We start from the raw sequence: 26,103 nt of genomic DNA on the forward strand, positions 1-26,103 counted from the left end.
ATCGTCCAGCTGGGCCACATCCTGACCATCAAAAAAATAGTGACCCTGAGTAGGACGATCCAGACAACCAATCACATTCATTGCCGTAGATTTGCCTGAACCCGAAGGTCCCATAATGGCGCAATAGTCTCCCTGGGTAATGGACAGGTTGACATCCCACAGGGCTTTTACTTCCGTATTGCCACTGCCGTAGACTTTGGAAATGTTGCGGAGGTCGATGAGGGAGGGCATGGGGACAATAATTTTTAAATACTTCTCAGCGCCACAATCGGATCTAACTTGGCAGCTTGACGGGCAGGAATAACGCCGAAGAATAGGCCAATGCTGCCAGATACGCCGACGGCGATGACAATGACGCTGACTGAAGCGGAGGATTCGAAGGGGGTGAGGATACTCAGCAGACTGATGCCGCTGACGCCCAGCAGGGTGCCGATGATACCGCCAGCGGCGGAGAGAATAATAGCCTCGATTAAAAATTGCACGAGGATATCTTGCTGAGATGCGCCAATGGCTTTGCGGAGGCCAATTTCTTGGGTACGTTCGCGGACGGAGACTAGCATGATGTTCATGATGCCGATGCCACCAACCAGGAGAGAAATGCTTGCGATCGCAGCTAACATCAGAGTCAACGCGCTGGTAATCGTATCGGCAATGGTGAGCAGCGTATCCTGGTTTTGAATAAAAAAGTCGTCATCTTCAGGTCGAGTAATGCCATGGCGCAGCCGCAGCAGATTGGTAATCTGAAATTCTGCTGTTTGCATACTGGCGGCATCACGGGCTGTTGCTGAAATAAAACCAACCTCGATGCCGAAGGGAGACGTGCGGCCCACAAGGCGACTTGCTTGGGTAGTCAGGGGAACCATCACGGCATCATCATAGTTAACGCCCAAGTTCGACCCTTGAACCGCTAGTACACCGATAACTTCAAAGGAAACATCATTGATGCGGAGTGACTGTCCAAGGGGCACTTGATCGTCAAACAGACGGTTAGCCAGGGAGTTGCCTAAAACAGCAACCGCACTGGTACGCTCCATATCTAGATCAGAAATAAAGCGCCCTTGGTCTGTATCGAAGTTGCGGACATTAATAAAGGCTGGGTTAGTGCCAATCACACTGACATTGGCATTGCGATTGAGAAATGTGGCCAAGCCAGGGGTGGTGTTTTCAGCCGCAACATCAATCACCGAAGGGACCTGTTCTGCAATGGCATTGGCATCCTCCAGGACAAGGTTACGGGTAATTTCCAAACCGCCCAGTTCACGGGTTTCTCGGTTGCCTGGCAAGATAAATAAAATGTTGGGGCCTAAGCTTTGAATTTGCTCATTGATGTAGCGACGTCCCCCATCGCCTAACCCCACCATTGAGATGACTGACGCATTGCCAATGATGATGCCTAACATCGTCAAGGTACTGCGAAGCTTGCTGGCAGTCAGGGTTTTGATTGCCATTTTAAAACTTTCGCGAAGATCCATCTTTAAACCGTTGCAGGGTAGGCATTGCCCACCAAAGAGCTACACCACTAGAATAAACCTAAGATTCAATAACGACATTTATTACGAAAGGCCCCCATCACTGGGGGCCTTTTTGCAACATTTAATACCCGTGAATGGTGGGCAGTCCCCACTACGGCTAAATAATCATGCCGTCAGGAATTACCGCATTTTTGAGAACAACGACGATACCACTACGGATGTAAAATCCGAGATCTTCCCGCTCAGCTTCTTGAATGTTTTCTTTATTGACAATTTTTACATTCCGGCCAATGCGAGCATTTTTGTCAACAATGGCCTGTTTGATAATCGTGCCTTCACCAATGCCCACCGGTACTTTGCCACGGGTCAAGTGCTGATGACTCTCAGTTGCAGACTCATAGTAGTCAGAGCCCATGAGTAATGCATGATCAATCTCACAGTTTGCTCCAATGCGCTGACGCAGACCAATCACCGTGCGATTAATGAGGCAATCTTTAAGGATGCAACCATCCCCCACAATGGACTCAGTAATCTTACAATCGAGAACTTTGCTCGGGGGAAGATAGCGAGCGCGAGTATAAATTGGAGCGTCTTCTTCGTAGAAACTAAATGGGGGTCGAGGCTGTTGAGTAAGCGCTAGATTGGAATTGAAAAAGGCTTCAATAGTCCCAATATCTTCCCAGTAATCATCAAACAGATAGGCCTGAATATTGTAGTCACGGGCAGCGCCTGGAATAATCTCCTTACCAAAGTCCGTCTGTTCGGGAGAACGGCGTAGTAAATCAATCAGTGTCTGTTTCTTAAATACGTAGATACCCATGGAAGCAATAAAAGGCTTCTCTTTTGCCTCTTCAGGGTTCAGACCGAGGGTGCATGTATTCACCTTCATAGCTTCCAAGGCATCACCCTTGGGCTTCTCATTGAAATCAACGATACGACCGGAGCCATCGATCTTCATTAGACCGAAGCTAGACGCAACTTTGTAGCCGACGGGAACGACCGAAAGAGTGACATCAGCGCCAGTGCTGCGGTGGCGCTCCACAAACAGACTGTAATCCATACGGTAGAGATGATCGCCTGAAAGGATGACAATTTCATCCACATCCCAGCTTTCGAATAGCCATAGATACTTACGGACGGCATCGGCAGTTCCTTGGAACCAGCTAGGGCTTTCAGGGGTTTGCTGGGCAGCCAGCACTTCCACAAAACCATCACTGAATTGAGAAAAGTTGTAGGCGCGAGTGATATGTCTGTTGAGCGATGCTGAATTAAACTGAGTGAGAACGTAGATTTTTAATATTTCTGAGTTGATACAGTTACTAACTGGAATATCAATTAACCGATATTTACCTGCTAGGGGAACTGCGGGCTTTGCACGAAACTTCGTTAAAGGGTAGAGGCGAGTGCCAGCACCACCGCCAAGAATAATTGAAAGAACTCTTTTCACAGGCTCGTCTCACTAGCGCAGTTTATTAATTCATTATTTAGTTTGAGGGTGTATCCAATCCTTGACAAGAGGCTGAAACAAATTATTTTTGGGTTTGTGTCCTGAGATACTCGATAGTTGGAATCACCTTAAGCCTATTCCTATCAACGCCATAAGTTGGGCAAATATATATAAAAGCCCTAAGCCTCACAGCTATTATTCCAAGCAGTGCAGCACTTTAACGATGGTTAACATCAAGCGTCATACCTAGTCACTAAAACGGACAATTCACACCGCTGATAGCCAGTTTTTTCATAGAGAAAATGACTAGAAAAATTGATTTCTAGACATAATAAAAATGCCATAGCCCAAACATCTATGTTCTAATTTTCATTAGAACATTAGTGCCTTCTATGGGCTCAGCTTGAAAAAGTGAATGACTAATTTTTAAATTTTTTGAGCGATTTTAGAGGTGAATTGTTGATCTAAAGGACCATTATCTAGCACATGGCGAGCCGCATCTCGGATAATCTGACGCAGTCGGAATTGATTGGCGCTTTTATCAATGGTGACGGTCATGACATAGCGCTCTTCACCGACCTTGAACGCCACGGTGCTGCCAATTACTGAAGAGTTTTGCCCGGTTTTCTCACCAATCCAAAAAATGTCGGGCTTTTCTCTAACTAGAGCTCGATAACCAAAGTCAAGGTCATACTGACCCACTAATGCGTTGAGAATCTCTTCATCGCTGGCTTTGGTAAAGCTGTAGATGCGCATCATCATCTGAGTTAGCTCATCAGCCGTGCTAACGTTTCGACCAGATCCCATACTTTTGGGAAAGGTGCTACTACCAACGAGTTTGTGGCCCACTATAGTCTTTGTGAAACCTTCTGCTTTGAGGGCAGCGTTGATGGTGTCGTACCCCAGGTAATCGATCAGCTGATTGGTGGCGATGTTATTACTCTCAGTAATCATTCGCACCATCACCTCTCGCAGGGTGTAGGTCTTGTCAACAAAAATCTTGGCACCCTGGGCATTCTCTGTAAAGTTGCTGGGGTCAATGTAAATTTGATCGTCTAAATTTGCCTGGCCGTTGGTGACCTGATGCATCAAAGCAACGGCAATAGGCAGTTTTACCAAGCTAGCCAGGCTTAGGGGAGGAACATCACCTCGATAGCCCCGACACTCACTGGTGCCTAGCTGACACAGGGAAATACGGACAGTATTAGGATTGCCCAATGCAGACGCAATCGGTATCAAGAAGTCAGAACGCTGCTGCTCAATGCGACGACTCACAAATGTGGCAACGTTGCTATATTCCTTGAGCTTAGCCTGGGCTTGAGAATATTCTTCTGAATCACTATTGACGGACTCAAGTGCCCAAATTGCTTGTTGCCAGAGGGCTTTTTCCCGTTGGCTCAGTTCAATATTGCTGCCTTGTTTGCGTAGGGATAACGCTTCTTGGGCGAGGGCGATCGCACGCTCATAACCAGACCCCCATTGCTTCTTTTCCAAGACACGCTCCGTCAGACCATGACTAAATCGGGTTAGCGCAATGTAAGGCCGCACCACCCCTTCTGGATTGATCTGGCCCACGGATGCTTGAGCAACCTGGATCGGCGCTGCTGTCGCTGTAGAGTCCGCTTCAATAACTGCACCATCCACGGTTTGTTCTGGAGACCCTGCTAGTGTTCCAGGTGCCACTGCCCATTCGGCAGGTAGTCGGGGGATAACCAGAAACATAACCCCAAGGGTACTGCCGGACAACAGCAACAGTCGCAGCCAGGTCTGACGCCAAATGGGCTTAGGAGTAGAACGAAAAAGGAGCATAAACGATTATGAAACAGAATCAACAATCGCGATGATTATCAGGGAAACAAGCGGGGCCAGTATGGACGTGTCTTTGTAGGACTTAGTTACTAAATACACTAAGTATCCATTAAAGATTTAATAGAAAAATAATAAGAAAGATTGTACCTGGCTACACATTTACCTAAAAACATTCATGGGCAGCTTAGACCTATATCCAGGCTATTACGCCTAAAAGCATTGCTTAGAAAAGCGCTTACTACTACTTTAGTGAACCCACCAGATTGATCCGAAAAATTAACGTCGTCAGAGTAAATTTTCGTGGTAGAAACGCTATTTATCATGGGCATGATGAATTCTGTAGCTGGCTGACCCATTAGTCCCATTGCCGCCATTCCCACCTATACTGTTAGCTTGGAATTGCTAGGCATACTGAAGGAGCCCGAATGTCAGTCATCCGCAAGTTGCAGCGACAGCTCACCCAAAAAGAGCGTACTGCGGTTGAAATTACTCAAGCATATCTAGATCGATTGCAGGCGCTAGAGCCTAAATTACATAGTTTTTTGGCTGTAACGGCTGATAAGGCATTGGCTCAGGCCCAGCAGGTAGATAGTGCGATCGCAGCAGGCGAGGCCCTCAGTCCCCTGGCCGGTATCCCCATTGCTCTTAAGGATAACCTTTGCACTAAAGGCATTCGCACCACCTGTGCTTCAAAGATTTTGGAGGGCTTTATTCCGCCCTATGAATCGACAGTAACCCAGCGCTTAGCCGATGCTGGAGCAATTTTCCTGGGTAAAACCAACATGGATGAGTTTGCCATGGGCAGCTCCACCGAAAACTCTGCCTATCAGCTCACCGCTAATCCCTGGGATACAACCCGTGTTCCCGGGGGCTCTTCCGGGGGCTCTGCTGCTGCCGTAGCTGCTGATCAGGCCCCGATTTCCCTGGGGTCAGATACGGGGGGATCTATCCGTCAGCCTGCGGCTTATTGTGGTGTGGTGGGGATGAAGCCCACCTATGGGTTGGTGTCCCGCTACGGATTGGTGGCCTTTGCCTCATCGTTGGATCAGATTGGTCCCTTTAGTCGCACGGTGGAGGATGCCGCGATTTTGCTGGGTGCGATCGCAGGCCATGACACCAAAGATTCCACCAGCTTGAATGTCAAGATTCCTGACTATACCCAGCACCTAAAAACCGACCTCAAAGGCAAGCGCATTGGTTTGATTAAAGAAACCTTTGGCGAAGGTCTGGACGGTGATGTGGCCCAGGCCATGGAGGCAGCCATTGAGCAAATGAAGGACCTGGGGGCCAAGATTGTTGAAATTTCCTGTCCCAACTTCAAATATGGTCTGCCCACCTATTACATCATCGCCCCGTCAGAAGCCTCATCAAACCTGGCTCGCTACGACGGTGTTCGCTACGGTCAGCGGGCTGAGACCGACAACCTGCTGTCCATGTACAAACAAACCCGAGCTGAAGGGTTTGGCGCAGAAGTGAAACGTCGCATCATGATCGGCACCTATGCCCTCTCTGCCGGTTACTATGACGCCTATTATCTCCAGGCACAAAAGGTGCGCACCCTGATCAAACAAGATTTTGAAGCCGCATTTAAAGACGTGGATGTGTTGCTCACCCCCACGGTACCCAGCACCGCCTTTAAAGCCGGGGATAAAGTGAACGACCCCCTCAGCATGTATTTGTCTGACTTGATGACAATTACAGTGAATCTGGCGGGTTTACCCGGTATCAGTCTACCCTGTGGGTTTGATGAGTCTGGGTTACCCATTGGTATGCAACTCATTGGCAATGCCCTGCGAGAAGACACCTTATTTGAAGTAGCATCGGCCTACGAACAAGCCACACCCTGGCATGAAAAGATGCCGCAGGTCTAGGGCAACGTAGGACTAAAAAGCTAGACATATCGGTTGATCAAGGGTAACCGGTGAAGAGTGGATTCTCTTCACCGGTTACTCTTTTAATTGGCATAAATTGGTTTGAATAAAATTTATGCAATTAGCAAGGCTGACAAGAAACTGTGTCTAATCCGAGTCCGAAATAAGACGTAAGCCAATGCTATGGACTCAGTTAAGCTAACTAGAACAAACCTTTTAAGTAACTTGTTGGTTAAGAGGTTTTCTAAATATATTTACTGACAAATACACGATTGTTGTTTCAATTTAATGTTAATCCTAGAAAAACCAACTAAAGTTCTAATGCGCCTATTTTAGGGGTTTTTCCTGTTAGGGGTGGAGCCCCTTGCTGGTGATACTGATTGCATGCATGTAGCAGAAAGCACATCTGCGACATCCACTCTAAATCATTCATTCAGTATCAAATAAAGCACTCCCACTATGAAGCGTATTTACCAGATGTTGCTGGCTGCAACCGTTGCTGTAGCAGCTCCCCTAACAGTTGCGCCCCTGGCCCAGGCAGACGATTTTGATGATGCATCTTTGCCTGTTTACAGCGAGTTCACCATTGATGGCATCACCGCTAAAGTGACTAAGGGCGTTAACCTGCTCGATGACCCCAACGGTACCCTGGGAGCCTTTTCTGATTTCTATTACAACGAAGGGGTGGTTACCATTGACTTTAATGATCCCAGTGCTCGCGAGTCTGTGGCTGGCAAAGCCAATGCCTATACCTTTGGCGATGAGTCGATGATATTCACCTTTGATAAGGCCCTGGGTGTTGATAGAACAGATGTTAAAAGTGACAAATGGGCACCTACTGGTGCCAATGCTGAGAAAAATACCTCCGATTATTTAGCTGTTTTTCAAGGTAATTCGGTCACTGTTGATTTAGCAAGTAGTCTTAACTACTTTGGAATGAACTGGGGAGCCTTGAGTCCTGAGAACAAGTTTGAGTTCTTGAAAGTTGACGACAATGGCGTTGAAACTAGTCTAGGTTTGTTTGACTATAACAATGTCTTTGGTTCGAGTGACTCTAAGCTGCCCACCCAAGCAGCCCATCACAATAACGAGTACAACGGTTACGTTCACTTCTATGCCAATGAAGTAGACGGTCTGTTTAATCGAATCAAAATTACTCAAACTGGTGGTGGTGGGTTTGAGACCGATAACTATTCCTTCCGCTTTAGCGATAAGTCCTTTGACTTTGAGGAAGGGGAAGATACTGCTCAAACACCTGAACCTGGTATTTTGTTGGGGCTGACTGCTTTCGCTAGCCTGATGATGCGTCGTCGTTTGATGGCATAGGTGTTTTGATCAGCATCTAATAGATTTTTATCGACTGAAAAACCTGTGTGGCTTTGAATATCAAGGCCACACAGGTTTTTAGGGTTATAGCAACCTGCTCATGCATATCTCCACAGGAGAGGCTGCGCCCAGCCATAAATCAGTTCTCAGGGAAGCCTGTAGACATCATGCGTCAGCGACTGACGCATCTTCTAAAGACTTATGTGAATGGATATATCAGTGGCAGGTGGTTTGGTAGGATGAAAGGCTGCACTACTGATTCAGAATGCCGGCGCTGAATTGGGATCTTAAGTTTGGTTACCCGCCGCAAATCAAGGAGAGCTTTCACAATGGCCCAGATGTACTACGACAGCGACGCAAATTTAGATTTACTCAACGGAAAAACCGTTGCCATTATTGGTTACGGCTCCCAGGGACATGCCCATGCCCTGAACCTTAAAGACAGCGGCGTCAACGTCGTTGTGGGTCTCTACGAAGGCAGTCGCTCTAAGGCCAAAGCAGAATCCGCAGGTCTGACGGTTAAGTCCGTAGCGGATGCCGCTGCTGTTGCAGACATGATCATGATTCTGCTTCCCGACGAAGTTCAAAAGACTGTTTACAAAGAGAGCATTGCCCCTAATCTTTCAGCAGGTAACGTACTAGCCTTTGCCCACGGGTTTAACATCAACTTCGCTCAGATCGTTCCCCCCGAAGATGTGGACGTCGTTATGATTGCGCCCAAGGGACCTGGTCACCTTGTACGCCGCACCTATGAGCAAGGCCAAGGTGTACCTGCCCTGTTCGCTGTTTTTCAGGATGCTTCTGGTAAAGGTCGCGACATGGCCATGGCCTATGCCAAGGGCATCGGCGGTACTCGCGCTGGCATTCTAGAGACCACATTCCGTGAAGAAACTGAAACTGACCTCTTTGGTGAGCAGGTTGTTCTATGTGGTGGCCTTAGCGAATTGATTAAAGCTGGTTTTGAAACCTTGATCGAAGCCGGTTACCAACCAGAGTTGGCTTACTTTGAGTGTCTCCACGAAGTAAAACTCATCGTTGACCTGGTGGTTGAAGGTGGTTTGGCCAACATGCGCTACAGCATTTCCAACACGGCTGAATATGGTGACTACACTCGCGGACCCCGCATCATCACCGAAGAAACTAAGAAGGAAATGAAGCAGATCCTCAAAGAGATCCAAACCGGTCAGTTTGCCCGTGAGTTTGTCCTTGAGAGTCAGGCAGGTAACCCTGGGTTTAATGCTATTCGTCGCCGCGAAGCTGAGCACCCCATCGAAGAAGTGGGCAAAGATCTGCGAGCTATGTTTAGCTGGCTGAAAAAAGTCTAAAAACGACTGATCACAGCGGGACGTTTTCCCGAGGGTAGAAGTCAGGAGTCGGGGGGCAAAATATAGGGTCTCACGGACTTCTGACTTCCGATTCACCACCCAGCTGCGCTTTCCCGGTTTAAGTGGATGCCCCATTATTTTTTAATATCGGACGGCATCTTCTGTCCGATTAATATCGAGCGGCATCTTCTGTCCGATTCTGAAACTCTGATGATGTTTGAGTATCTTCCCAAACATCGATTAGCTTTGTGATTAACAAGACCAAACAGGCTAAAGACACACCTAACTTTAGCCAGGTGAACAAACTTGAAAGAATCTCACCATGGTTAAACACTGGCATGGGGTTACTCCTGTGAATAAGAGGCAAAACACTTAATGGCAACGCTGTTGCCTATCGCAGCCATTGAGTGCCAATGAATGAGATGAACCTGTTGGTTAGAAGATAAATAATCTCCTAACAGCTCTTCGAAACGGTTTATCTTTTGTTGATAATGATTTTATTTTTCGGCTGGTCAGGCTAATTAAGCACGGGAAAATCTACACCGTACTATAAACGCCCCAACCACTGCTAAACCTACTACAGTACTAGATTCAGGAACAGTTTCAGGCGTTTGAGGATTGTCGATGTCAGTAACATTGTTGCTCATTCGGAAGGAATGATTATCCGTTTCAAAGCCACTTAGTTGGGTTTGAGAAATAACAATTTGGTTAAAGGTGCTTCCTGTTGTATCGGTATAGAAGTGGACATAGCCATTGCCCTGATTCAATTGGTGGCCAGCTTTTATGGGCAGGATAGGCTCAATGTCACTGGCAGTGAAGGTGCTAATTTTTGTGCCATTATTGAAGAATGATAGCTGGTTGCCATCACTTAAAGATCCCCAATTCATGCCAAAGTAATTGAGTTCTTTGGCAAGGTCGATCGTCACTGAGTTACCTTGGAAAACCGCTAGATAATCCGATACGTTTTTTTCGCCATTGGCACCGGTGGGAGCCCAGCGGTCATTGTAAGTGCCACTATTGTAAATTCCTGTACGGTCACCTGACGTGGTGCTAAGGCTGCTTTCAAATGTGTAGGTAATCAAGTCGCTACCAAAGCTGTAGCTATTGTCTCCTACTTGTGTGGCAGCTGAATTGAAATCGATCGTTGTTGTATTGTCGTCATAAAAATCTGAGAATGCGCCTAATTTACCAGCGCTATCACCAGGGTTTATCCCTTGGGTAGTTTTGGCAGTAATGTCGCCAATGGTGGTCTCACCAAAGATTAAGAGAGCGTCATCGTCAAAATCATTGGCAAGTGCAATATTGCTAGGAGCAACGGATGCTAAAGTCGCAAATGTGCCCAGCGCGAAAGCCTTATAAATCATTTAGATTCTTTATGTGAAAAGCCAAATGCTGAAGATCTGCACCCGTCTCGGCCAGGCTAATCAATATTGAGTTGCTTAATTATGCAAACCTGAGTACTGAAAAGCCAAATGCTGAAGATCTGCACCCGTTTAGCTTATCGATACCCTGTTCAACCTAATCAGGGACAGCACAACGTTGGTTGAATCATAGCCATTAACGTTTTGATTTAGTTAAGGGAATGTAGCCAGTTTTTGATTTCAGTCTTGGCGCTACCACAATCATGATTTTGGTTGCTATAATCTTGAACTTTTCGACAAAAATCATAAAACCATCGAACAATGTGAACTTCTGTAGAGATACATGGCTCTAGAGCACATTAGTCAGCTGAGCTATACCTGGTATAGAAAATGACCCTGGCCGACTTAAATAATTAGCTTCATCTCTAACAATAGGCACCATCGTTCTAGCCATCGCTTTATGGGCGTAGGAAAGAACATTTCTCTCTTCCGCTGGTGTTTTTTAGTAAAGCATCCGGTTTTATTCACAAAGGATTATTGAGAACTATCCCGACCTTCCAGGCCTTTGTCTGAAAATTTCAAAGAAAATACGTCTGATTCAACGATTGGGTGTCTACTGCCATGCTTTGAACATTACACATATATTTGCTCGAGAACTAAAATTGTGTCCAAGCCCCAAAGTAAAGCCCTGCTCAGCTGTTTAACGCTACTTACAACCTATTCTTCAGCGAATTTAGGTTATGGTAAGGCCGCAGAAATCAATGTTGATGCCGATAATAGGTCCGGTGACGATGTACCGGATTTAACCGTTACTCAGCAATCAGATTCTGAGGATGTTTCTGGTGCAACCCTCCATGCCCAAAGCATTCAGCCTGATCATGAAGTACAGCCAGCATTTGCCTCTCAATCAGTTGCCATCACAGGCAATGAAGATATTTCAGCACATGCAACAATAGAAGATAGCAGAGCCGCTAGATTACAGCACCTGGTGGATACAACCACCCGTGATTTACCTTCTGACAACTCTCTGTTGTCAGAAGACATATTAGAGGACATTTCAGAAGATACAGCATCAGCGTTAGCACATAGTGAGGGTGCTATAGAAATCGCTGTTGCAACGGTTCCTGCGGAACAAACGCCTGTAGAGGTATCCACGATTGATGTATTCAATACTGACGCCGTTGACCGTAGTGGAGCCGAAGATGCAGTTGTTTCGGATGAAAATGTAGAGTCTGACTTAGATAGCTCCCTTGAAATTGCCCAATTGCCGCTTGAACCTCCCATTGTGACGCCAAGGTCCCAGGAGCAGAAAGTCATTGAGCAATTACTTGAAGGGGCTCCATCCAGTGCGGATATCCCTACTCCATATCGCAGTTCTCCAGCGATTACAATTTCTAACCCCTCCGGTTTTGGTGCGGATAACTTTACAGGGTTTATTGGCGTTGGCTATCAAGAAAGAACTCGTTTTGCTAACCAAGACGACGGGGGATTAGTCGTCGGCGTTGGTTTGGGTGATGCCCGTGAAAACATCGGTGTGCAGCTATCCTATACCGTGGCTAGTTTTGGTGGCAGTCGAGATTTTGGCACGGGTGGTTTTAATGCCAAGCTCCATAAGCGATTAGCCGATGATTGGTCAGTGGCGCTAGGCTGGGAAGGTTTTGCCACCACTGGATTTGTTGACTTTGAAGACTCAATTTATGGCTCTGTTTCCCACCTGATTCGTACCCGTGAAAGCATTACCCAGCCGTTTAGTCGCATCGCCTTAACGGCTGGTGTCGGCAACGGTCGTTTTCGCACAGAAGACGACGTTTTTGACGATCGCGATAGTGTTGGCGTCTTTGGTAGCGCAGCTGTGCGCGTGGCAGAACCCGTCAGTGCCATTGTGGAATGGACCGGACAAGATTTAGCTGTGGGACTGTCCATTACACCCTTTAAAGATATTCCAATTGTCCTTCTACCGGCTGTTCGAGACATTACCGGAGCGGGGGATGGTGGCCGATTTGTCATGGGTGCTGGCTTGTCATTTCAACTTTAAATAAAGAGAACTATAGAGGCACGAAATCAACATGCTATTTCTAAAACAGTCAACATCAACGAGTTCCCTTTGGCAGCTTTTGTCAGCTGGTGTGGCAGCAAGCGCAATTATCTGTAGTCCCTCAGTTGGATTAGCCCAGAATCAATCAGATGTGACTGGCCCCAATTTGTCGGATATGACGGGTCCTAATTTATCGGATACCACCGGCACTAACCAGTCGGATACTACAGCGGTTGGTGGAGAACAAATTTTTAGAAATGCCAACGGAGAGTTTGTTAGCCTGGCTGAATTATTTGAAGATTTTTTTGACACCTATGGTGAAGAGCTGGGCATTGATAAAGATGCTAGTTTGTCTGACAAATTAAGGCAGGCCGTTCAAAGCTGTTCTGCTCAAGTGAACAGCGGCACTCGGCGGTTTGCCCGTGATCCAGGCTCTAGTATCCAGCCAGTTTCCCTAGCCTGTGAGGAGTTTAGTCGCTTGGTTCAATCCGCTCAACAATCTTTAAACCAATACAAACAAGCGCGTCCACAATCCAACACAGTGGATCAACGATTGTGGTGAGTGGTATTGGGGTTGCAACGATTACCCAAATAAGATGCATATAAACTTCTCAGAAGGATGATCTAACGATGGGAATTTTTTTTGATTTTATGGCCCAATATGGACGCCGTGTAGCTGTGGGTTTGCTAACAATAGCGGCTACATTGGGGGTGTCGTCGACTGCTACGCAAGCTCAGGAAAGCTTTGGCAATCAAGGCATCCGGCTAGACGTAGACACTATTGTTGAATTTGAGTTTTTAGAATCTAACGGTAGTTATCAATCTACCTTTGGCATTATCAATGTACAAACGGGTGAAAAGTTCCCTATCTACAGTGAAGTTAAAGGATCCGATGTGCCACAACCTGTAAATAAACCCTCGGATTACCAAGATGATGCCGGTGTGAACAACCGGGATGATTTCCAGGGAACTCCTGGTGTGACCGTGCCTCAACCTTTAGAAGAGTTTCGATTAACAGCAAATACTGAGTATAGCTTTTACTTAGAGTCTTCATTTAATGGGCAACCTGCCGGCATTTTATATTCAACTACCCGGCAAAATGCTGGCAATCGTCAGTATGCTCGATTTGATGGCCCCATAGGAGATGTGATCGATGGTGGTTTGTTGCTGCGCTGGGAGGATGCGGGTGAACTTCTGGTTGGGGCAGAAAATGCCGATTATGACTACGATGATTTTATTGTTCGTATTGGTGGGTATTTGCAATGGGATCAGCCCTAAGGTGATGCAGAACCCCTCCCTGACGGTTCCCCTTACCAAGGGGAACCCTAAGCAGACTATTTGAAACTACTGAATCTTCAGGTTTTTGGCCATTCTCTCTGACTTATGTATACACCGTAGCCAGCATTGGGGGGTGCTCTAATCAAAAGATATTTCTATGATGAAGCAACTGTACTCAGGACTTAGGACTTAAGGCTTTTCTTCAATGATTGGAAAGGCATTGTAAACTTTATGAATGCCTTCCCAGCCGTCTTTTTTTCCGGCGTTTTGTCTAGCAATGTTTTCAGCTGCTTTAACACTGGTGGCGTGAACTGAAACGAGGGTTTTGGTGCCCCATTCGGAAACTACGACATAGTAACAAGAGGTGGGATTGGAAATAGATTGAGACAGCATCAGTGGTAGCCCATGCAACTATATATTCCTCTGTCTCTTGCCAGGGAGGTTATGCATATTCGCTGGCATCCGTAACGAAAGTTTAGCAATACCAAAGCCTATTCAGCGCGGCCATAGTAGGCAAACGCCTTTGAATTATTAGGGGTTTCGTCAACCGTCATCCCTAACCAGGCCCATAGCTGGTCGCCCAGGGAAAAGTGCCACCACTCGTTGGGGTGTTGACGAAACCCAGTCGCCTGCATTGCCTGGGCTAATACGGTGCGATGGTGATGAAATGTTTGGCCATCGAGTTTATCCGCAAAATAGTTGGGATAGGACCGTTCAGAGATTTCGTCAATGTCAGACCCCATATCCACCACCTGCCGCTGGGCATCTACCAGGGTGATGTCGATGGCTGCTCCGGTGCTATGGGGCGGTGGCGTTGCCATGTCATGGCTAGGAGCCGCCCAAAACTGATATACCTGAGCCATCAGTTCTTCCCTAGGTGCGTCGTTAGTTCCCCCCAGTTGCTTACTTTGCCACACCTGCAACAACTGTTCGTAGGTGTAGTTCACCATAAACTGCTGCACAGGAATGGGACGGTAGGCATCAAAGATTTGAATCCGCCAGCCAGGATACCGCTGCTGTAGGTGCACTTGAGCCTGCACTAAAGCCCGTAATACCCCTTCCCGCACATAGTAAGGAGATCGTTCTCCATAGGGAGCCCCCAACATCGCATAGGGATGAGGGTCAACAACTGCAAACTGTTCTAACGGAATTGGTACTAAAGATTCGCCGCATTCTTGAATGGGAATACGTTGGTAGGGCTTAGGGGCCATAAAACCTACCCAACCGCCACCGGCTGTTTCACCCTCTCAACAAAGTTCGCCAACAACTGTAGACCTGTCTTAGCAGACTTCTCAGGGTGAAACTGTACAGCCATCAGATTGTCCTTAGCAACAGCGGCTGTCACCGTTTGACTACCGTGGGTAACAGTGGCTGCAACAATGGAGGGATCGGTTGTCTCGGCATAGTAAGAGTGGACAAAGTAAACCCACTCTTTGGATGAAATTGTGGACCAGAGGGGGTGATCTGGCTGGGTTAGCTGTAGCTGGTTCCAACCCATGTGGGGAATGGTGATGCCGGGCTCGGGCTTAAATTTACGCAGGGTGCCCTTGAGTACACCAATGCCAGGCTCAACACCTTCTTCAGAAGCTTCAAATAAGAGCTGTAGCCCCACACAAATACCCAGGAAGGGTTTACCGCTGGCGATGACATCGCGGATTGGTTGAGCTAGGTTGCGATCGCACAAATGCCGCATCGCCGGGTCAAAGGCACCCACACCGGGTAGCACCACACCATCAGCCCGATGAATCACCTCTGGCTGATCAGTCACTATCGGCGTAGCCCCAGCAAACTCTAGCCCTTTACAGGCCGAGTGCAGATTACCCATGTCGTAATCAATGACAGCGATGGTTGGCATAGTCCCTCTGGTAGGCGATTACTGCTCTATAGTATCGGCTTGACTGAAGGATGGGTAGTTGGGGGGAGGGCAAAAGGGCAGGTATGTTTAAGAACAGCCCCCATTCCCCATTCCCTACTCCCCTAGACCAATGTCCGCGCCTATTTTGATCACCAGCTTCCGACCCTGGAAAGCGCATCAAGGCCTCAATACCAGCGATGTCTTACTAGAACGTGTGGCGGCAAAATTACCGCAGAATGCTATTTTTTTGCGCTGGCTGCCGGTTAATTTTGACCTGGCACCGATGCAGGTGATTAATCACATTGTTCAGTATCGGCCCAAGGCCGTTATCTGCTGCGGCATGGCGGAAATGCGTCAGACATTAACCGTAGAACAGTGGGGCACCCATGGGGACAATCGCCTGGCAACGCCCATTGATCTCAAGACCTTGATCAAGAATACAATTCACACCCACATCAGCAACGATGCTGGCAATTTTGTGTGCAATCGCCTTTACTACCGGGTGCTCAGACATCTTAAGCAACAGTCCGCTGCCGCCCTATTTGTCCATGTGCCGTTGATTACCCCAGCTAACCATACCGTCATTGAGTTTGATTTCCTAAAAATCGTTGACCATTTAAATTCAGCCTGTTGATAATCTTGTATAGTCCCCACCATCAATAGCTCCCAGACAGGTTAGGGGACGGAAAATGTACCTTCTATTTTGCCCCCACTGTTTGTCCAATGTTCTTCCCCCTCATTGCCCAAGCTCCTTCACCGCCGCAAATCGTCCGCCCCCAAGAAGTCAGACCCCTACCGGCTCAGCTAGATACGCTCCCTGTCTTTAATAGCAACAGTCCTGAGCTAATTGGCGAGCCAGGGATTTTACTCTCCACATTTCCACCCGAGGGCATGGAGCATCCAGAAGCCCATCTGGACTTTGCTTTTGAGGGACGATTTGATGTGTTTGCTCACCATGTCTATCGGGCAGATGATCCTGAGGATCTCAGACCAATGTATGTGGCCCTTTTGGTGCACAACCCTGGTGTGGAAACAGTGACGGTGAATGTGTTGGCTGGCGCTAGCTACTTAAGTCAACCAGATGCACCGTTTATCACATTGCCGAGTGCAATCCGCTTTTCGCCCCGTAATCCGGTGTTTGCTGGCCCCGGTAGTCGAGTGATGGGAGATTTGATCCAGGGGCGTCGTCAAGATCTAATCCCGTCTCAATTAGTTGTTCCCCCTGGGGCCAATGCTCTGCTTTTAAATGCACCCATTCCAGTGGCCGAGTTTGACCCACCCATTAATGGTCGCTCCACTTTAATTGAATTGGATAGCAGTGGCCCTGTCTATCTGGCGAGCCTGTCAGAAACCGCCAATGTGGACGGCAATGACCATGAGACTGCCCCCACATTGGCCCAGTGGGCGTCCATAGTAAAGAATTCAGGGTTGGCTGGACCTCGCGATCGCACCCCCACCCCCATCACCGACAATTCAGGTCAGGTGATTTATGGCCGTGTGGCAGGGGTCGCCCAAGGATCTAGCTGGACCGCCACCGTGACTGATGATGGCGCTGACGTGCTGACTATTCCAGCATCAAATACAGCCATTTCCTATGGCCTCAGTACCCTGCATGCAGGGCAAATGGGTACCAACCAAAACCAAAGTGCTCCCATGTTGGTGCGTTATGGAGACACCGCCTACCAAGCCCATGGTAATTATGGTGTGGAATACACCCTGGCATTTCCCTTACAAAACAGCACCGATAGTCATCAAACCGTCACCATTGCCCTGGAAACCCCCATTAAAGAAGACACCCTGTCAACAGCAGGGTTACAGTTTTTCGAAACCCCACCAAACCGCACCTTTTTCCGAGGCCCCGTCCAAGTCAGATATCGCGACGACGACAACCTCCCTCGTATACGCAATTTCCATCTAGTACAACTGCGCGGGCAACAGGCTGAACCCCTAACAACATTAACCCTAGCCCCTCAGGAAAAACGTCGAGTAGACATCATCTTGCGCTATCCCCCCGATGCCACCCCACCCCAAGTTATTACTATCCAAACAGAATAAATAGACCCAACACTTAATCTATGGTGATGATGCGCCATTTGTATTAAACCATGCTTTTATTGCATGGTTTAATGAGAAAATCACATAAACGTCCTTGAGATGTAACGGAACTTACAATCTGTGTCTTCTGAAATAAGGAAGATAACTTGAACTAGCATAACTTGCGGGTTATGCTCGTAATAGAAGACACAGGTGTATGCAATTCCAATACCCTATTGGTGAGTACATTGCTGAACTAGTAGAGGTTTGGGCCGATTTTAAAGAGGCTTTTATCGCAGTCTGTATTCAGCCCTTCTTCATGTAGGGGTAGAGCACAAGCATGTCAAATGTATTCATTATTGGTGAGTTAAATCACAAAATCCAGAGAGCTAAAGAGAGTCTGTTTACCGGAGTACTTGCAATAGGGACCCATAACGAGGTCGAATGGTTCCTATATTTTCTCGTTGGTCAAATTGTTTGGGCGAATACCCGCACCCATTCAAAACGCCGTTGGCATCGCCAATGCCTCAAATACTCTCCGGATTTAAGCAAGAAAGCAATTCATGACATTGCCCATCAACCTGAAAACTATAAAGTGATGGCGCAATTAGTTATGCAACAAAAGTTTAGTCGGGAGCAATTTTCTCAAGTCGTCATAGGCTGCATTTCTGAAATTCTGTTCGATATCATCTACCAGGCGACACTAGAGCTCAAAACCTCGCAAAAACTAATTTATAAAGTTAGCTCCCGCAACGGGGCTAACTTTCCTTGTATCGGCCTTCATCGAGAACCTATCTGGCAGCAGGTTCAACAAGATTGGCATGCCTGGCAACAGGCAAATCTAACTGATTACAATCCTAATCTAGCACCGAAGATTATCAGAGCTGATATTCTTCGGGAGCGCACATCAGAGGCAACATTTCGCGAGTTGGAAAAATTAGCTGATGGTCGGTTAACCCTGCGAGATTTAGCCGTGAAAACAGGCCAACCCCTGATTTTACTAACACAGTCATTGATTCCCCACATCCGTCGGGATCTGATGAAGTTGGTCAACGTGAAAGATTTATCATCTGCCCCCTATATCAAGCCAAGGACCCCAACATCTTTTGTACCGTCTTCTGGTAGTCATCATTCCGTAGCTAAAAAGAGAGCAGCCGTTACCTCTAGCATTAAGGCTAACCCGGTCAAGCGCCAAAGACCTTGTACCTGCAGTCAAGCAAACAATGATAAGGGTAAAGCTGTCGTCGCCTATGTTGACGACAACCTGGCAGATAGCCAGGCAATGGCCGATATTTTCAAAGAATCAGACTATCGCTATGTCAATATTTCTGATTCTTTACAGGCTCTCACCAAGCTGTTGGAGCTTAAACCTCAGCTAATTTTTCTCGATCTGGTTATGCCTGTGGTCAATGGTTATGAACTCTGTGCTCAGATTCGAAGAATCTCGGTACTTAAAGACGTTCCAGTCATCATCATGACTAATAACAACAGTATTCCTGATCGAGTACGGGCCAAAGTGGTGGGTTCCAATGGTTTTTTGGGTAAACCCATTAAACCCAAGCGAGTTTTGAAAGTGGTGCTCAAGCATTTACAAACTGAGCCAGTGACATCAACCAGTCCAGCGCAGTTTAGCAGGCTATCACCATCGTCTGTCTAACCGAGACACGGGGCAACACCGGAGACGGAAACAACTACAAAACAATAAATTTAGCTTAACAGAATAGATATCATCTATCCTTCTGTTAGGACACCATAGCGTTATATTCCTTAAGTCATCATGAGTTCTAATCAGGTCATCTTACAACCACCGCCAACCTATTTTCAACAGGAGGCTTCTCAATTACTTCAGCAAATAGGGGATGAGCTTCAATCTCTAAGTCAAAACTTTAGTATCCAGAAAGCGCATACATTGATGCGTTTAGCTCATACCCTGAAAGGGGCCGCAGCAACCGTGGGGTTAGATGTTATCAAAACCATCACCCAGGCATTAGAAAATGCATTTAAGGCATTGTGTACTCCAGATGCCAACCTAACTCCCGCAGTAGAAGACTTAATTTTTGAAGGGTACAACTGCTTGGAACTGATGGTCTCAGTACGGTTAGCCAAAGAACCCATTGATGAGTCCAATATTTTGGCCCGGATAGCGACTATCGTCTCACAGCTACAGGAAAACCTAGGCGATCGGTTTGGTCAAGATAGCTATTTACCCACGTCCATTGAGCTTGGGGTTGATGTTACTCAGGCGATCTTTGAAAGTGGCGTCACCGACTACTTAAATGAATTAAGCTACGCTCTCAAAACGCCTGACCCTGAATCTTTAAAAGCCCTACTCCATATTCACGCTGATGTCTTCATTGGGTTAGCCGAATCACTTCAATTGCCAGGGTTTGGGGCAATTGCCAAAGCGACGTTAGCGGCCCTCAAACAGCATCCTGCCCAAACTGTTCACATTGCTCAAATTGCATTGGCCGACTATCGTGCTGGCCAGACAAAAGTACTACAGGGCGATCGCAACCAGGGGGGTGCCCCGAGTTCAGCTCTCCTACAGCTGGGCACCCAGGTACCCCAACGAACAAATCGATTGAAGGGCCTATGGCAATGGTTAAACCAACCGATAACAATGCCTCACAAAGCACTCCAAATTCAAGTCACTCAGCCATCAAGCCCTCCGCCAACACTCCCCACAAAACCCATCCCTGTTGTCAAGAAACAGCCCCTCAGTCAGGTATTCCTAAACTGTCAGGAGGACTTGAGTGATTTAACCAGACAGCATGATAAACCTGTTCTGGTCGAAATTCGAGAGAATGAAGTTCTCATTGACCAAGCCATCGCTCAGCGGCTATATGATCCGCTACTACAGCTGGTACACTATGCCTTCAAACAAGATCTTGAGATGCCTACCGTTCGACAGCAGCAAGGGAAATCAGCTCTGGGTAGAATTCAACTGGCGGCCAAGCAAGCAGAGCAGCATCTAGTGATGTGTGTTTGGGACGATGGATACGGCCTCAATCCAGAAACGCCCTGTCAGCAAGTGCGTCCTCAGATCGCCTCCTTACAGGGCACAGTGACTGCGGCCTATTCCCCTGGCAAGGGCACCTGTTTCACCCTGCGCATTCCCCTTAGCACCTGCCGTGTACACACAAGTGTGGAAACTAGCGCGTTCGCGGTTGCCTCACCCCCTCTAGCTCCCCTGCCTCACCCCCTCTAGCTCCCCCTTACCAAGGGGGAGAACCGGAGTTTCCCCCCTTACCAAGGGGGGATTAAGGGGGGTAATGCAAGATTGTGAACGCCCTTTCGAGATGTGTGTACACGGTAGCCCTTCTAAGGCTTTGAGTAACGACTAAGGTTGTTTATGAAACACTAACGAAAGATTATTAGCAGGCATTTCCACCACCTCCTGCAGAGCTAACTGATGTGCCTTAGCCGTCTCTTCAACAGTTTCTAAATCCCGCACGCCCCAATCAGGATTCTGTTCTTTCAGCCAGCCATCAAATATGGCATTACTAGGCGCTGTATGCTCACCATTACGCTTAAAGGGACCATATAAGTAAAGAACACCCTTTTCAGGCAGTACACGCCCAGCCCCAGCCATCAAACATTCACACGCTTTCCACGGAGCAATGTGGATCATATTAGTGGTGACAACTGCATCAATCGACCGCTTTTCATCTGCCTCCACAGGCCATGGGTCATGGCAAACATCGAGTTCTATGGGGGGGAGTAGATAGCGAGCATTGGTGGCCTGCTGCCAGGCGGCAATACTCTTCAGCATGGGCTCACTGATATCGCTGGGCCACCACCGTCGGGGTGCAAGTTTAGGGGCGAAAAAACTAGCATGCTCACCCGTACCGCTAGCAATTTCCAACACGGTGCCTGGATTGGGTAGAACGCGCTCTAGCACTGCGAGAATGAACTCACGATTACGCTCAGTGGCAGGGGCATAGAGACGACCGTCATTGGGTTTGAAATCAGGCATGGGAGGGGGGACTTATTGGTGATTAGTTTTGAGTGTAGCAGGGCTGGCACAAGGCGCAGCCCCTACAAGACATCCATCAGGCCCCAAGAACCAAGAACTAAAAACTAGAAACTAAGAACTAAAAACCCCCTAAACCTGACCATAAAGCTGTTGAATCACCTGATCTGCCTGCTGTAGTTGATTTAAAGCCGTCTGCAATTGGTCCAATTCATGTTGTCCCTGGTATTCTTGGTCTTGCTTTTGGGTCAGTAAGGTTTCTAAATCAGCCTTGCGAGCTTTGATGTCGGCATCCAGGCGACTGATGACGGATTGCTCATAGTCGCGAAAGTACTGAATAATGGCTGAATGGATAGGTTGCTGCTGTTCAGCGGCAATGCGGGGTAGGTGGGTTCTGAGTTCCTGGCGCGCCGCTGCGACTAAGGCACGACGGGTTTGGTCAATTTGGAAGGCCCCGATGCCCAGGCTGGCAATCCCTAGGGTAATGGGTCCGGCGATGGTGCTGATCAGACTGGAAGCTAAAAGGCTGGCACCGATGGCAGCGACTACGTTGATCAGAATGCTCTGCAGATCGATGCTGGCCAGAACTGCTTTAATTTCAGGGGTATCTGTCGGTTGGTTGAGGGCATCAATGGCCCATGCTGCCCAGCTGGGTTGGCTGTTGTCGAGGGGAAGCTCCACAAACTGACCGCTGAGGGTATTTAGAATTTGCTGGGTGATTTGGTTGTAGGAGGTACCGTAGTGGGCGGCCCGCTTAGACAGAGCTTGAAAAGCACTGCGTAAGGTGGGTTCCAGGGTGCGACTCCAGTGTAAAAGTCGATCGTTGAGATAGCGTTGAAAGGCCGTCTCTAGGGATTGGTTAAACTGTTGCCGACCGGCAGGGCTGACAAGATCTAACAGGGAGAGATCGGGTTGGTAAGGGGCAAAGTCTTTTTCAAAGGTGGTTTCCAGGCTGAGGATAAAGTCCTTAAAGGAGGAGGAGGAGGCTGTGGCATTGCGATCGCAACTCGTCCGAATCTCCTGCTGAAACTGATCGCGAATCACCACCAGCTGTTCAAACACCGGAGCCAGCTGCAAAATAGTTTGCTTCAGCTCAGCCACACTTTGCGCCAATAGAGTCTGACGCAGCTGCACCTTTTCCGTAAGTTCTGTCAGCGTACGGCGAGATAAGGCCACTACTGGTTGAAACTCAGCCTGGGTCCGCTCATGGGTAAGAAACTGATCCAGGGTGAGCAAAAACCGCGAAAATCCTGGATCGCGAATGGGCTCATCTGGAGTCTTAATCCGCTGACGTAGCACCTCCAAGGCAGAAATGGGAAATACCCGCTGGTCGTAGCGATCGCAATAGTCTTTAAGGGTACTGTGAAACACCTGATGCAGGCGGGATTCTGCCTGGGCCAATTCATCTGGATCATCGGGATCTAGCAAACTATCCTTAATGTGGTCCCAGGCATTCAGCAAGAAAAACAGCGACAGCCCTTTATGTTGCAAGTAGTTATTGAGATAGCGACGCTCAGCCAGGGTGCAAGGCTGTGTAGCCCGCAGCATAAACAAAATTGCATGACAGCTTTGGATATAGCCAAGGGAAAGTTTATTTAGAGCTTCAGTATCGTTGAGACCCGGACTATCAACAATTTCAACACCGTTTTCTAACAGCGATAGCGGATAGTGAATCACCGCATGGCTCACATGGGCAAAAGGTGGGGTACTGCCACTTTGACGCATATCAGCTGGATCGATGGTGTACCGTTGGGTAAATGTCTCCATGTCTAACTGCTCAGGCGGTCGGTCATCGTTGAAGTAAATCGTTGCTTCAGGGGTAGGACCATAGCGCAGCACCGTCAGTAGGGCCGTGCAAGGATTCACATTGCTGGGCAGTAAGGATTCTCCCAGTAGCGCATTGAGAAACGTACTCTTCCCCCGTTTCATATCCCCTAGCACCATGAGGCGAAAGACTCCCTGGCGCAGACCTTCACTAGCAGCCGAGAGATCGATGAGGGGCTGGGTGAGATCAAACGTTTCTTGCAACGGCTGAAGCGTACTGATCATCGTCTCAAGCTGAACAGCAAGGGCTTGACGCAGATTAGAAACTTGGGAGAGATGGGGTAACAGGGACATAGGGAGACGATTCATAATATTCTCAAACGGCTTGACTCATGGCCAGTTGGCCACTTGAGAGTATTTCTATTGTAGGCAATGGTAGAGCAGACAGCTCCGATGCTTCTACAAACGCTGAGGAATGAGGGTTTATGATTTCTCGGTGTGGGAGCGTTCCATGGTTGATGTAGGGGCGTTCCATGGAACGCCCCTACATCAACCGCTCAATTAAATGGTCTCCTACCCGTAAGGCGTTGGCAATCACCGTCAGCGCCGGACTTACGCTGGCATTAGACGGAAAGAAACTGCTGTCCACCACATAAAGATTATCCACGTCATGGGTGCGGCAGTTAGGATTCAAAACCGACGTAGTCCGGTCATTCCCAAATCGGCAGGTACCGCATTGGTTAGCCATCACCTGAATAGGCACCTCACCACGGAGATGGGTACCGCGCTGAAACCCACCTAAGTCTTTTTCAAGGGTCTTTAGCACCTCTATCCAACGATAAACCAGGCGATCATGGGCCTCTAAATTATTGGGAGTATAGTCAATGTAGAGTTTGTTATGGTCGATGCGCACACGGTTGTTGAGGTCAGGTAAGTCTTCAGTTTGAATCCACCAGCCAATGGAGCGCGTGGCCAACTGTTTGAGGCCAAAATCAGGCATATATTTGGCCAGAATTGAGAGCAGTGGGGGAGCCTCAGCAAAAATAATGTCGCTGAGCAGGCCACCTGTATTGTAGATATGGCCCATCGGGTAGGGAAAATCGGTATCTCCCCAGTAAAAATCGTTAATGTAGACAGTTTTAGGAAAATCTCCTGAGTTAGTTTTATTCGTGAGCTGTACCACGGCTGTCAGTAAGCTTTTCATCAGATTACGACCCACCAGGTCAGAACTGTTGGCTAGACCACAGGGGTGTTGCTCATTGGCCGACTGAAGTAATAGAGCCGCTGAATTAACAGCACCACAGGATAGGACAACAATATAGGCAAAGAATAAGTAGGTTTGGTTGCCAATTTGGGTTTCCACCGCTTTGACCATCTGACCGGAGGGGTCAGTGTGGAGAGCGACCACCCTAGCTTCGGTTTTGAGGGTGACGTTGGAGTGGGTGAGGGCCGGGGCAATGCCGCTGACTTCAGAGTCGTTGGTGGGGTCATCGTCCTGGCGAGTAAGGCCCAAGGGTAGACAAGCGGGGTGGAGGTTCTGGGTTGCGATCGCAACCATTATTTCTTCAATCTCTTGCTCTTGGTTAATCGCTTCATAGGGATACTCTCGACTATGCCCAGGCTCCGTTGGATCGCCACCGAGGGTGCCATGCACCTTATACAGCCGCTCAGCTTCAGTGTAGTAAGGCTCAAAATCAGCGTACTTTAAACACCATTCCAGGGAAACACCTGTTTGATGTTCTACCCGCTCAAAGTCTCGTTCTCGCATTCTTAGCAAGGCAGCCCCGTAGATTTTAGTATTGCCACCTACGGCATAGTTCATCTGAGGGGAGAAGGGCTCGCCAGCAGTGTCGTACCATTGCTCGGGAGCATGGTAACGTTCTCGTTTAAAGACATCGACGTCACTGCGATTTTGTTCTTCGAGGGGCATAAAGTCTCCCCGCTCTAGGATCAGAATCTTTTTACCGGTGGGTGCCAGTTTACAGGCTAGGGTACCGCCCCCTGCACCAGTACCGACAATAATTACGTCATACTGCTGGTCATCAATAATCACAAAGTACCCCTTGCCACCAGATCATTTACTAAAACAGGGCACACAGGCCCGACACAGCCAATTCAGCCTGAACTTTAGTTATCAAAGCTGCAAAGATAATTATATTTAAGACAATTAACATTAAGAGCGCATGTACTTGCTCTTCACCGATTCCATCTAAATTCATAGTTGTCCTCCCATCTCAAGGCACGGTTAGCTATTGCATGGTCAAAACCATGGTACAAACATCGACTGATTCTGCAACTGCTATGGGGCTATGTCAAACGACGATTAGTCAAAGATTATGGAACAAATAAAACATTAATTAAAGAGATAATATCAATCCGAGTATTGCCCTGAAGCAATCCTTTTGCAGTGTAGCTACAAATACTTTTGAGGCAGATATTTGTCAGTAATTCTTAAAGCTTATACGGATATAGTCATCCGTCTTGATTCTTGAGGGTAGATCGGTATGATCTGAGAAATTGTATTCATCAGAGCATGTTCCCCCCGTATCGTTA

At 47.8% G+C, this 26,103-nt stretch carries 23 protein-coding genes; 10 read left to right on the forward strand and 13 right to left on the reverse strand.

Going from position 1 to position 26,103, the window contains the following annotated elements; all coding sequences use genetic code 11:
- The 4 genes from DXZ20_RS22150 to DXZ20_RS22165 form a co-directional block, all read right to left on the reverse strand.
- Positions 1-231, reverse strand: a 231-nt coding sequence (locus DXZ20_RS22150; RefSeq protein WP_163703581.1) for an ATP-binding cassette domain-containing protein, incomplete at its 3' end; no start/stop codon positions are given.
- 14 nt (positions 232-245) lie between these two features.
- The gene (locus DXZ20_RS22155; RefSeq protein WP_163668770.1) at positions 246-1,472 is read right to left on the reverse strand and encodes an ABC transporter permease; all 1,227 of its coding nucleotides are present in this window, start codon (positions 1,470-1,472) and stop codon (positions 246-248) included.
- Between the two features lie 157 nt (positions 1,473-1,629).
- Complete coding sequence (locus tag DXZ20_RS22160; protein ID WP_163668768.1) at positions 1,630-2,919, reverse strand: glucose-1-phosphate adenylyltransferase; 1,290 nt, start codon at positions 2,917-2,919, stop codon at positions 1,630-1,632.
- A gap of 426 nt (positions 2,920-3,345) precedes the next feature.
- Positions 3,346-4,728: a serine hydrolase gene (locus DXZ20_RS22165; RefSeq protein WP_163700766.1), complete on the reverse strand. Its 1,383-nt coding sequence runs from the start codon at positions 4,726-4,728 to the stop codon at positions 3,346-3,348.
- A gap of 425 nt (positions 4,729-5,153) precedes the next feature.
- On the opposite strand from DXZ20_RS22165, the gene gatA reads away from it, so the two are divergent.
- The 3 genes from gatA (at position 5,154) to ilvC (ending at position 9,250) form a co-directional block, all read left to right on the forward strand.
- Positions 5,154-6,599, forward strand: coding sequence for an Asp-tRNA(Asn)/Glu-tRNA(Gln) amidotransferase subunit GatA (gatA, locus tag DXZ20_RS22170; RefSeq protein ID WP_006514728.1), 1,446 nt, complete (start codon positions 5,154-5,156; stop codon positions 6,597-6,599).
- Positions 6,600-7,058: 459 nt separating this feature from the next.
- Entirely contained in the window at positions 7,059-7,925 is an 867-nt protein-coding gene (locus tag DXZ20_RS22175) for an Npun_F0296 family exosortase-dependent surface protein (protein ID WP_163668762.1), read from the forward strand.
- A gap of 329 nt (positions 7,926-8,254) precedes the next feature.
- The gene (gene ilvC, locus DXZ20_RS22180; RefSeq protein ID WP_163668760.1) at positions 8,255-9,250 is read left to right on the forward strand and encodes a ketol-acid reductoisomerase; all 996 of its coding nucleotides are present in this window, start codon (positions 8,255-8,257) and stop codon (positions 9,248-9,250) included.
- A gap of 169 nt (positions 9,251-9,419) precedes the next feature.
- Here ilvC and DXZ20_RS22185 read toward each other — a convergent pair whose 3' ends face one another.
- Together DXZ20_RS22185 and DXZ20_RS22190 are read right to left on the reverse strand one after the other, a co-directional pair.
- Entirely contained in the window at positions 9,420-9,590 is a 171-nt protein-coding gene (locus DXZ20_RS22185; protein WP_163668758.1) for a hypothetical protein, read from the reverse strand.
- Between the two features lie 181 nt (positions 9,591-9,771).
- A complete protein-coding gene (locus DXZ20_RS22190; RefSeq protein WP_163700768.1) occupies positions 9,772-10,614 on the reverse strand; it encodes an Npun_F0296 family exosortase-dependent surface protein in 843 nt (280 codons plus the stop codon).
- A 661-nt stretch (positions 10,615-11,275) separates the two neighbouring features.
- Here DXZ20_RS22190 and DXZ20_RS22195 point away from each other — a divergent pair.
- From DXZ20_RS22195 to DXZ20_RS22205, 3 genes are all read left to right on the forward strand, one after another.
- The gene (locus DXZ20_RS22195; RefSeq protein WP_163700771.1) at positions 11,276-12,646 is read left to right on the forward strand and encodes a hypothetical protein; all 1,371 of its coding nucleotides are present in this window, start codon (positions 11,276-11,278) and stop codon (positions 12,644-12,646) included.
- Between the two features lie 31 nt (positions 12,647-12,677).
- Positions 12,678-13,208, forward strand: a complete 531-nt coding sequence (locus DXZ20_RS22200) for a hypothetical protein (RefSeq protein WP_163668752.1) — start codon at positions 12,678-12,680, stop codon at positions 13,206-13,208.
- A 68-nt stretch (positions 13,209-13,276) separates the two neighbouring features.
- Entirely contained in the window at positions 13,277-13,924 is a 648-nt protein-coding gene (locus DXZ20_RS22205) for a hypothetical protein (protein ID WP_163668750.1), read from the forward strand.
- Between the two features lie 189 nt (positions 13,925-14,113).
- Here DXZ20_RS22205 and DXZ20_RS22210 read toward each other — a convergent pair whose 3' ends face one another.
- The 3 genes from DXZ20_RS22210 to hisH all read right to left on the reverse strand — a co-directional run bounded on the left by DXZ20_RS22210 (position 14,114) and on the right by hisH (position 15,779).
- Entirely contained in the window at positions 14,114-14,317 is a 204-nt protein-coding gene (locus tag DXZ20_RS22210) for a hypothetical protein (protein WP_163668748.1), read from the reverse strand.
- 98 nt (positions 14,318-14,415) lie between these two features.
- Positions 14,416-15,135: a M15 family metallopeptidase gene (locus DXZ20_RS22215; RefSeq protein ID WP_163668746.1), complete on the reverse strand. Its 720-nt coding sequence runs from the start codon at positions 15,133-15,135 to the stop codon at positions 14,416-14,418.
- Between the two features lie 5 nt (positions 15,136-15,140).
- Positions 15,141-15,779 carry an imidazole glycerol phosphate synthase subunit HisH gene (hisH, locus tag DXZ20_RS22220; protein ID WP_163700773.1) on the reverse strand — a complete coding sequence of 213 codons (639 nt, stop codon included), beginning with the start codon at positions 15,777-15,779 and terminating at the stop codon, positions 15,141-15,143.
- Positions 15,780-15,909: 130 nt separating this feature from the next.
- Here hisH and DXZ20_RS22225 point away from each other — a divergent pair, with 130 nt between their 5' ends.
- From DXZ20_RS22225 to DXZ20_RS22240, 4 genes are all read left to right on the forward strand, one after another.
- The gene (locus DXZ20_RS22225) at positions 15,910-16,413 is read left to right on the forward strand and encodes a pyroglutamyl-peptidase I family protein (protein WP_163668742.1); all 504 of its coding nucleotides are present in this window, start codon (positions 15,910-15,912) and stop codon (positions 16,411-16,413) included.
- Between the two features lie 89 nt (positions 16,414-16,502).
- A complete protein-coding gene (locus DXZ20_RS22230) occupies positions 16,503-17,834 on the forward strand; it encodes a DUF3370 domain-containing protein (RefSeq protein ID WP_163668740.1) in 1,332 nt (443 codons plus the stop codon).
- A gap of 319 nt (positions 17,835-18,153) precedes the next feature.
- Positions 18,154-19,470 (forward strand): response regulator, encoded by a 1,317-nt coding sequence (locus DXZ20_RS22235; protein ID WP_163700775.1) that lies wholly within the window; start codon positions 18,154-18,156, stop codon positions 19,468-19,470.
- Positions 19,471-19,590: 120 nt separating this feature from the next.
- Complete coding sequence (locus DXZ20_RS22240) at positions 19,591-21,021, forward strand: Hpt domain-containing protein (protein WP_163700778.1); 1,431 nt, start codon at positions 19,591-19,593, stop codon at positions 21,019-21,021.
- Between the two features lie 132 nt (positions 21,022-21,153).
- On the opposite strand, the gene DXZ20_RS22245 is transcribed toward DXZ20_RS22240, so the two are convergent.
- From DXZ20_RS22245 to DXZ20_RS22260, 4 genes are all read right to left on the reverse strand, one after another.
- Complete coding sequence (locus DXZ20_RS22245; protein WP_163700782.1) at positions 21,154-21,789, reverse strand: DUF938 domain-containing protein; 636 nt, start codon at positions 21,787-21,789, stop codon at positions 21,154-21,156.
- Between the two features lie 129 nt (positions 21,790-21,918).
- Positions 21,919-23,919, reverse strand: coding sequence for a dynamin family protein (locus DXZ20_RS22250; protein WP_163700785.1), 2,001 nt, complete (start codon positions 23,917-23,919; stop codon positions 21,919-21,921).
- Between the two features lie 175 nt (positions 23,920-24,094).
- Positions 24,095-25,603 carry a GMC oxidoreductase gene (locus DXZ20_RS22255; protein WP_163700788.1) on the reverse strand — a complete coding sequence of 503 codons (1,509 nt, stop codon included), beginning with the start codon at positions 25,601-25,603 and terminating at the stop codon, positions 24,095-24,097.
- 28 nt (positions 25,604-25,631) lie between these two features.
- Positions 25,632-25,769, reverse strand: a complete 138-nt coding sequence (locus DXZ20_RS22260; RefSeq protein ID WP_006514708.1) for a hypothetical protein — start codon at positions 25,767-25,769, stop codon at positions 25,632-25,634.
- Positions 25,770-26,103 lie beyond the last annotated feature (334 nt).

This window comes from Adonisia turfae CCMR0081 (genome assembly GCF_011009555.1).
In the GTDB taxonomy this organism is placed as follows: Bacteria; Cyanobacteriota; Cyanobacteriia; order Phormidesmidales; family Phormidesmidaceae; genus Leptothoe; species Leptothoe turfae.

Bases quoted from the DNA above. Each gene is read 5' to 3' on its own strand.
- DXZ20_RS22155 (WP_163668770.1), bottom strand. From the start codon at position 1,472: ATGGATCTTCGCGAAAGTTTTAAAATGGCAATCAAAACCCTGACTGCC.
- DXZ20_RS22165 (WP_163700766.1), bottom strand. From the start codon at position 4,728: ATGCTCCTTTTTCGTTCTACTCCTAAGCCCATTTGGCGTCAGACCTGG.
- gatA (WP_006514728.1), top strand. From the start codon at position 5,154: ATGTCAGTCATCCGCAAGTTGCAGCGACAGCTCACCCAAAAAGAGCGT.
- DXZ20_RS22175 (WP_163668762.1), top strand. From the start codon at position 7,059: ATGAAGCGTATTTACCAGATGTTGCTGGCTGCAACCGTTGCTGTAGCA.
- ilvC (WP_163668760.1), top strand. From the start codon at position 8,255: ATGGCCCAGATGTACTACGACAGCGACGCAAATTTAGATTTACTCAAC.
- DXZ20_RS22185 (WP_163668758.1), bottom strand. From the start codon at position 9,590: ATGCCAGTGTTTAACCATGGTGAGATTCTTTCAAGTTTGTTCACCTGG.
- DXZ20_RS22190 (WP_163700768.1), bottom strand. From the start codon at position 10,614: ATGATTTATAAGGCTTTCGCGCTGGGCACATTTGCGACTTTAGCATCC.
- DXZ20_RS22200 (WP_163668752.1), top strand. From the start codon at position 12,678: ATGCTATTTCTAAAACAGTCAACATCAACGAGTTCCCTTTGGCAGCTT.
- DXZ20_RS22205 (WP_163668750.1), top strand. From the start codon at position 13,277: ATGGGAATTTTTTTTGATTTTATGGCCCAATATGGACGCCGTGTAGCT.
- DXZ20_RS22210 (WP_163668748.1), bottom strand. From the start codon at position 14,317: ATGCTGTCTCAATCTATTTCCAATCCCACCTCTTGTTACTATGTCGTA.
- DXZ20_RS22215 (WP_163668746.1), bottom strand. From the start codon at position 15,135: ATGGCCCCTAAGCCCTACCAACGTATTCCCATTCAAGAATGCGGCGAA.
- hisH (WP_163700773.1), bottom strand. From the start codon at position 15,779: ATGCCAACCATCGCTGTCATTGATTACGACATGGGTAATCTGCACTCG.
- DXZ20_RS22225 (WP_163668742.1), top strand. From the start codon at position 15,910: ATGTCCGCGCCTATTTTGATCACCAGCTTCCGACCCTGGAAAGCGCAT.
- DXZ20_RS22230 (WP_163668740.1), top strand. From the start codon at position 16,503: ATGTTCTTCCCCCTCATTGCCCAAGCTCCTTCACCGCCGCAAATCGTC.
- DXZ20_RS22235 (WP_163700775.1), top strand. From the start codon at position 18,154: ATGTCAAATGTATTCATTATTGGTGAGTTAAATCACAAAATCCAGAGA.
- DXZ20_RS22240 (WP_163700778.1), top strand. From the start codon at position 19,591: ATGAGTTCTAATCAGGTCATCTTACAACCACCGCCAACCTATTTTCAA.
- DXZ20_RS22245 (WP_163700782.1), bottom strand. From the start codon at position 21,789: ATGCCTGATTTCAAACCCAATGACGGTCGTCTCTATGCCCCTGCCACT.
- DXZ20_RS22250 (WP_163700785.1), bottom strand. From the start codon at position 23,919: ATGAATCGTCTCCCTATGTCCCTGTTACCCCATCTCTCCCAAGTTTCT.
- DXZ20_RS22260 (WP_006514708.1), bottom strand. From the start codon at position 25,769: ATGAATTTAGATGGAATCGGTGAAGAGCAAGTACATGCGCTCTTAATG.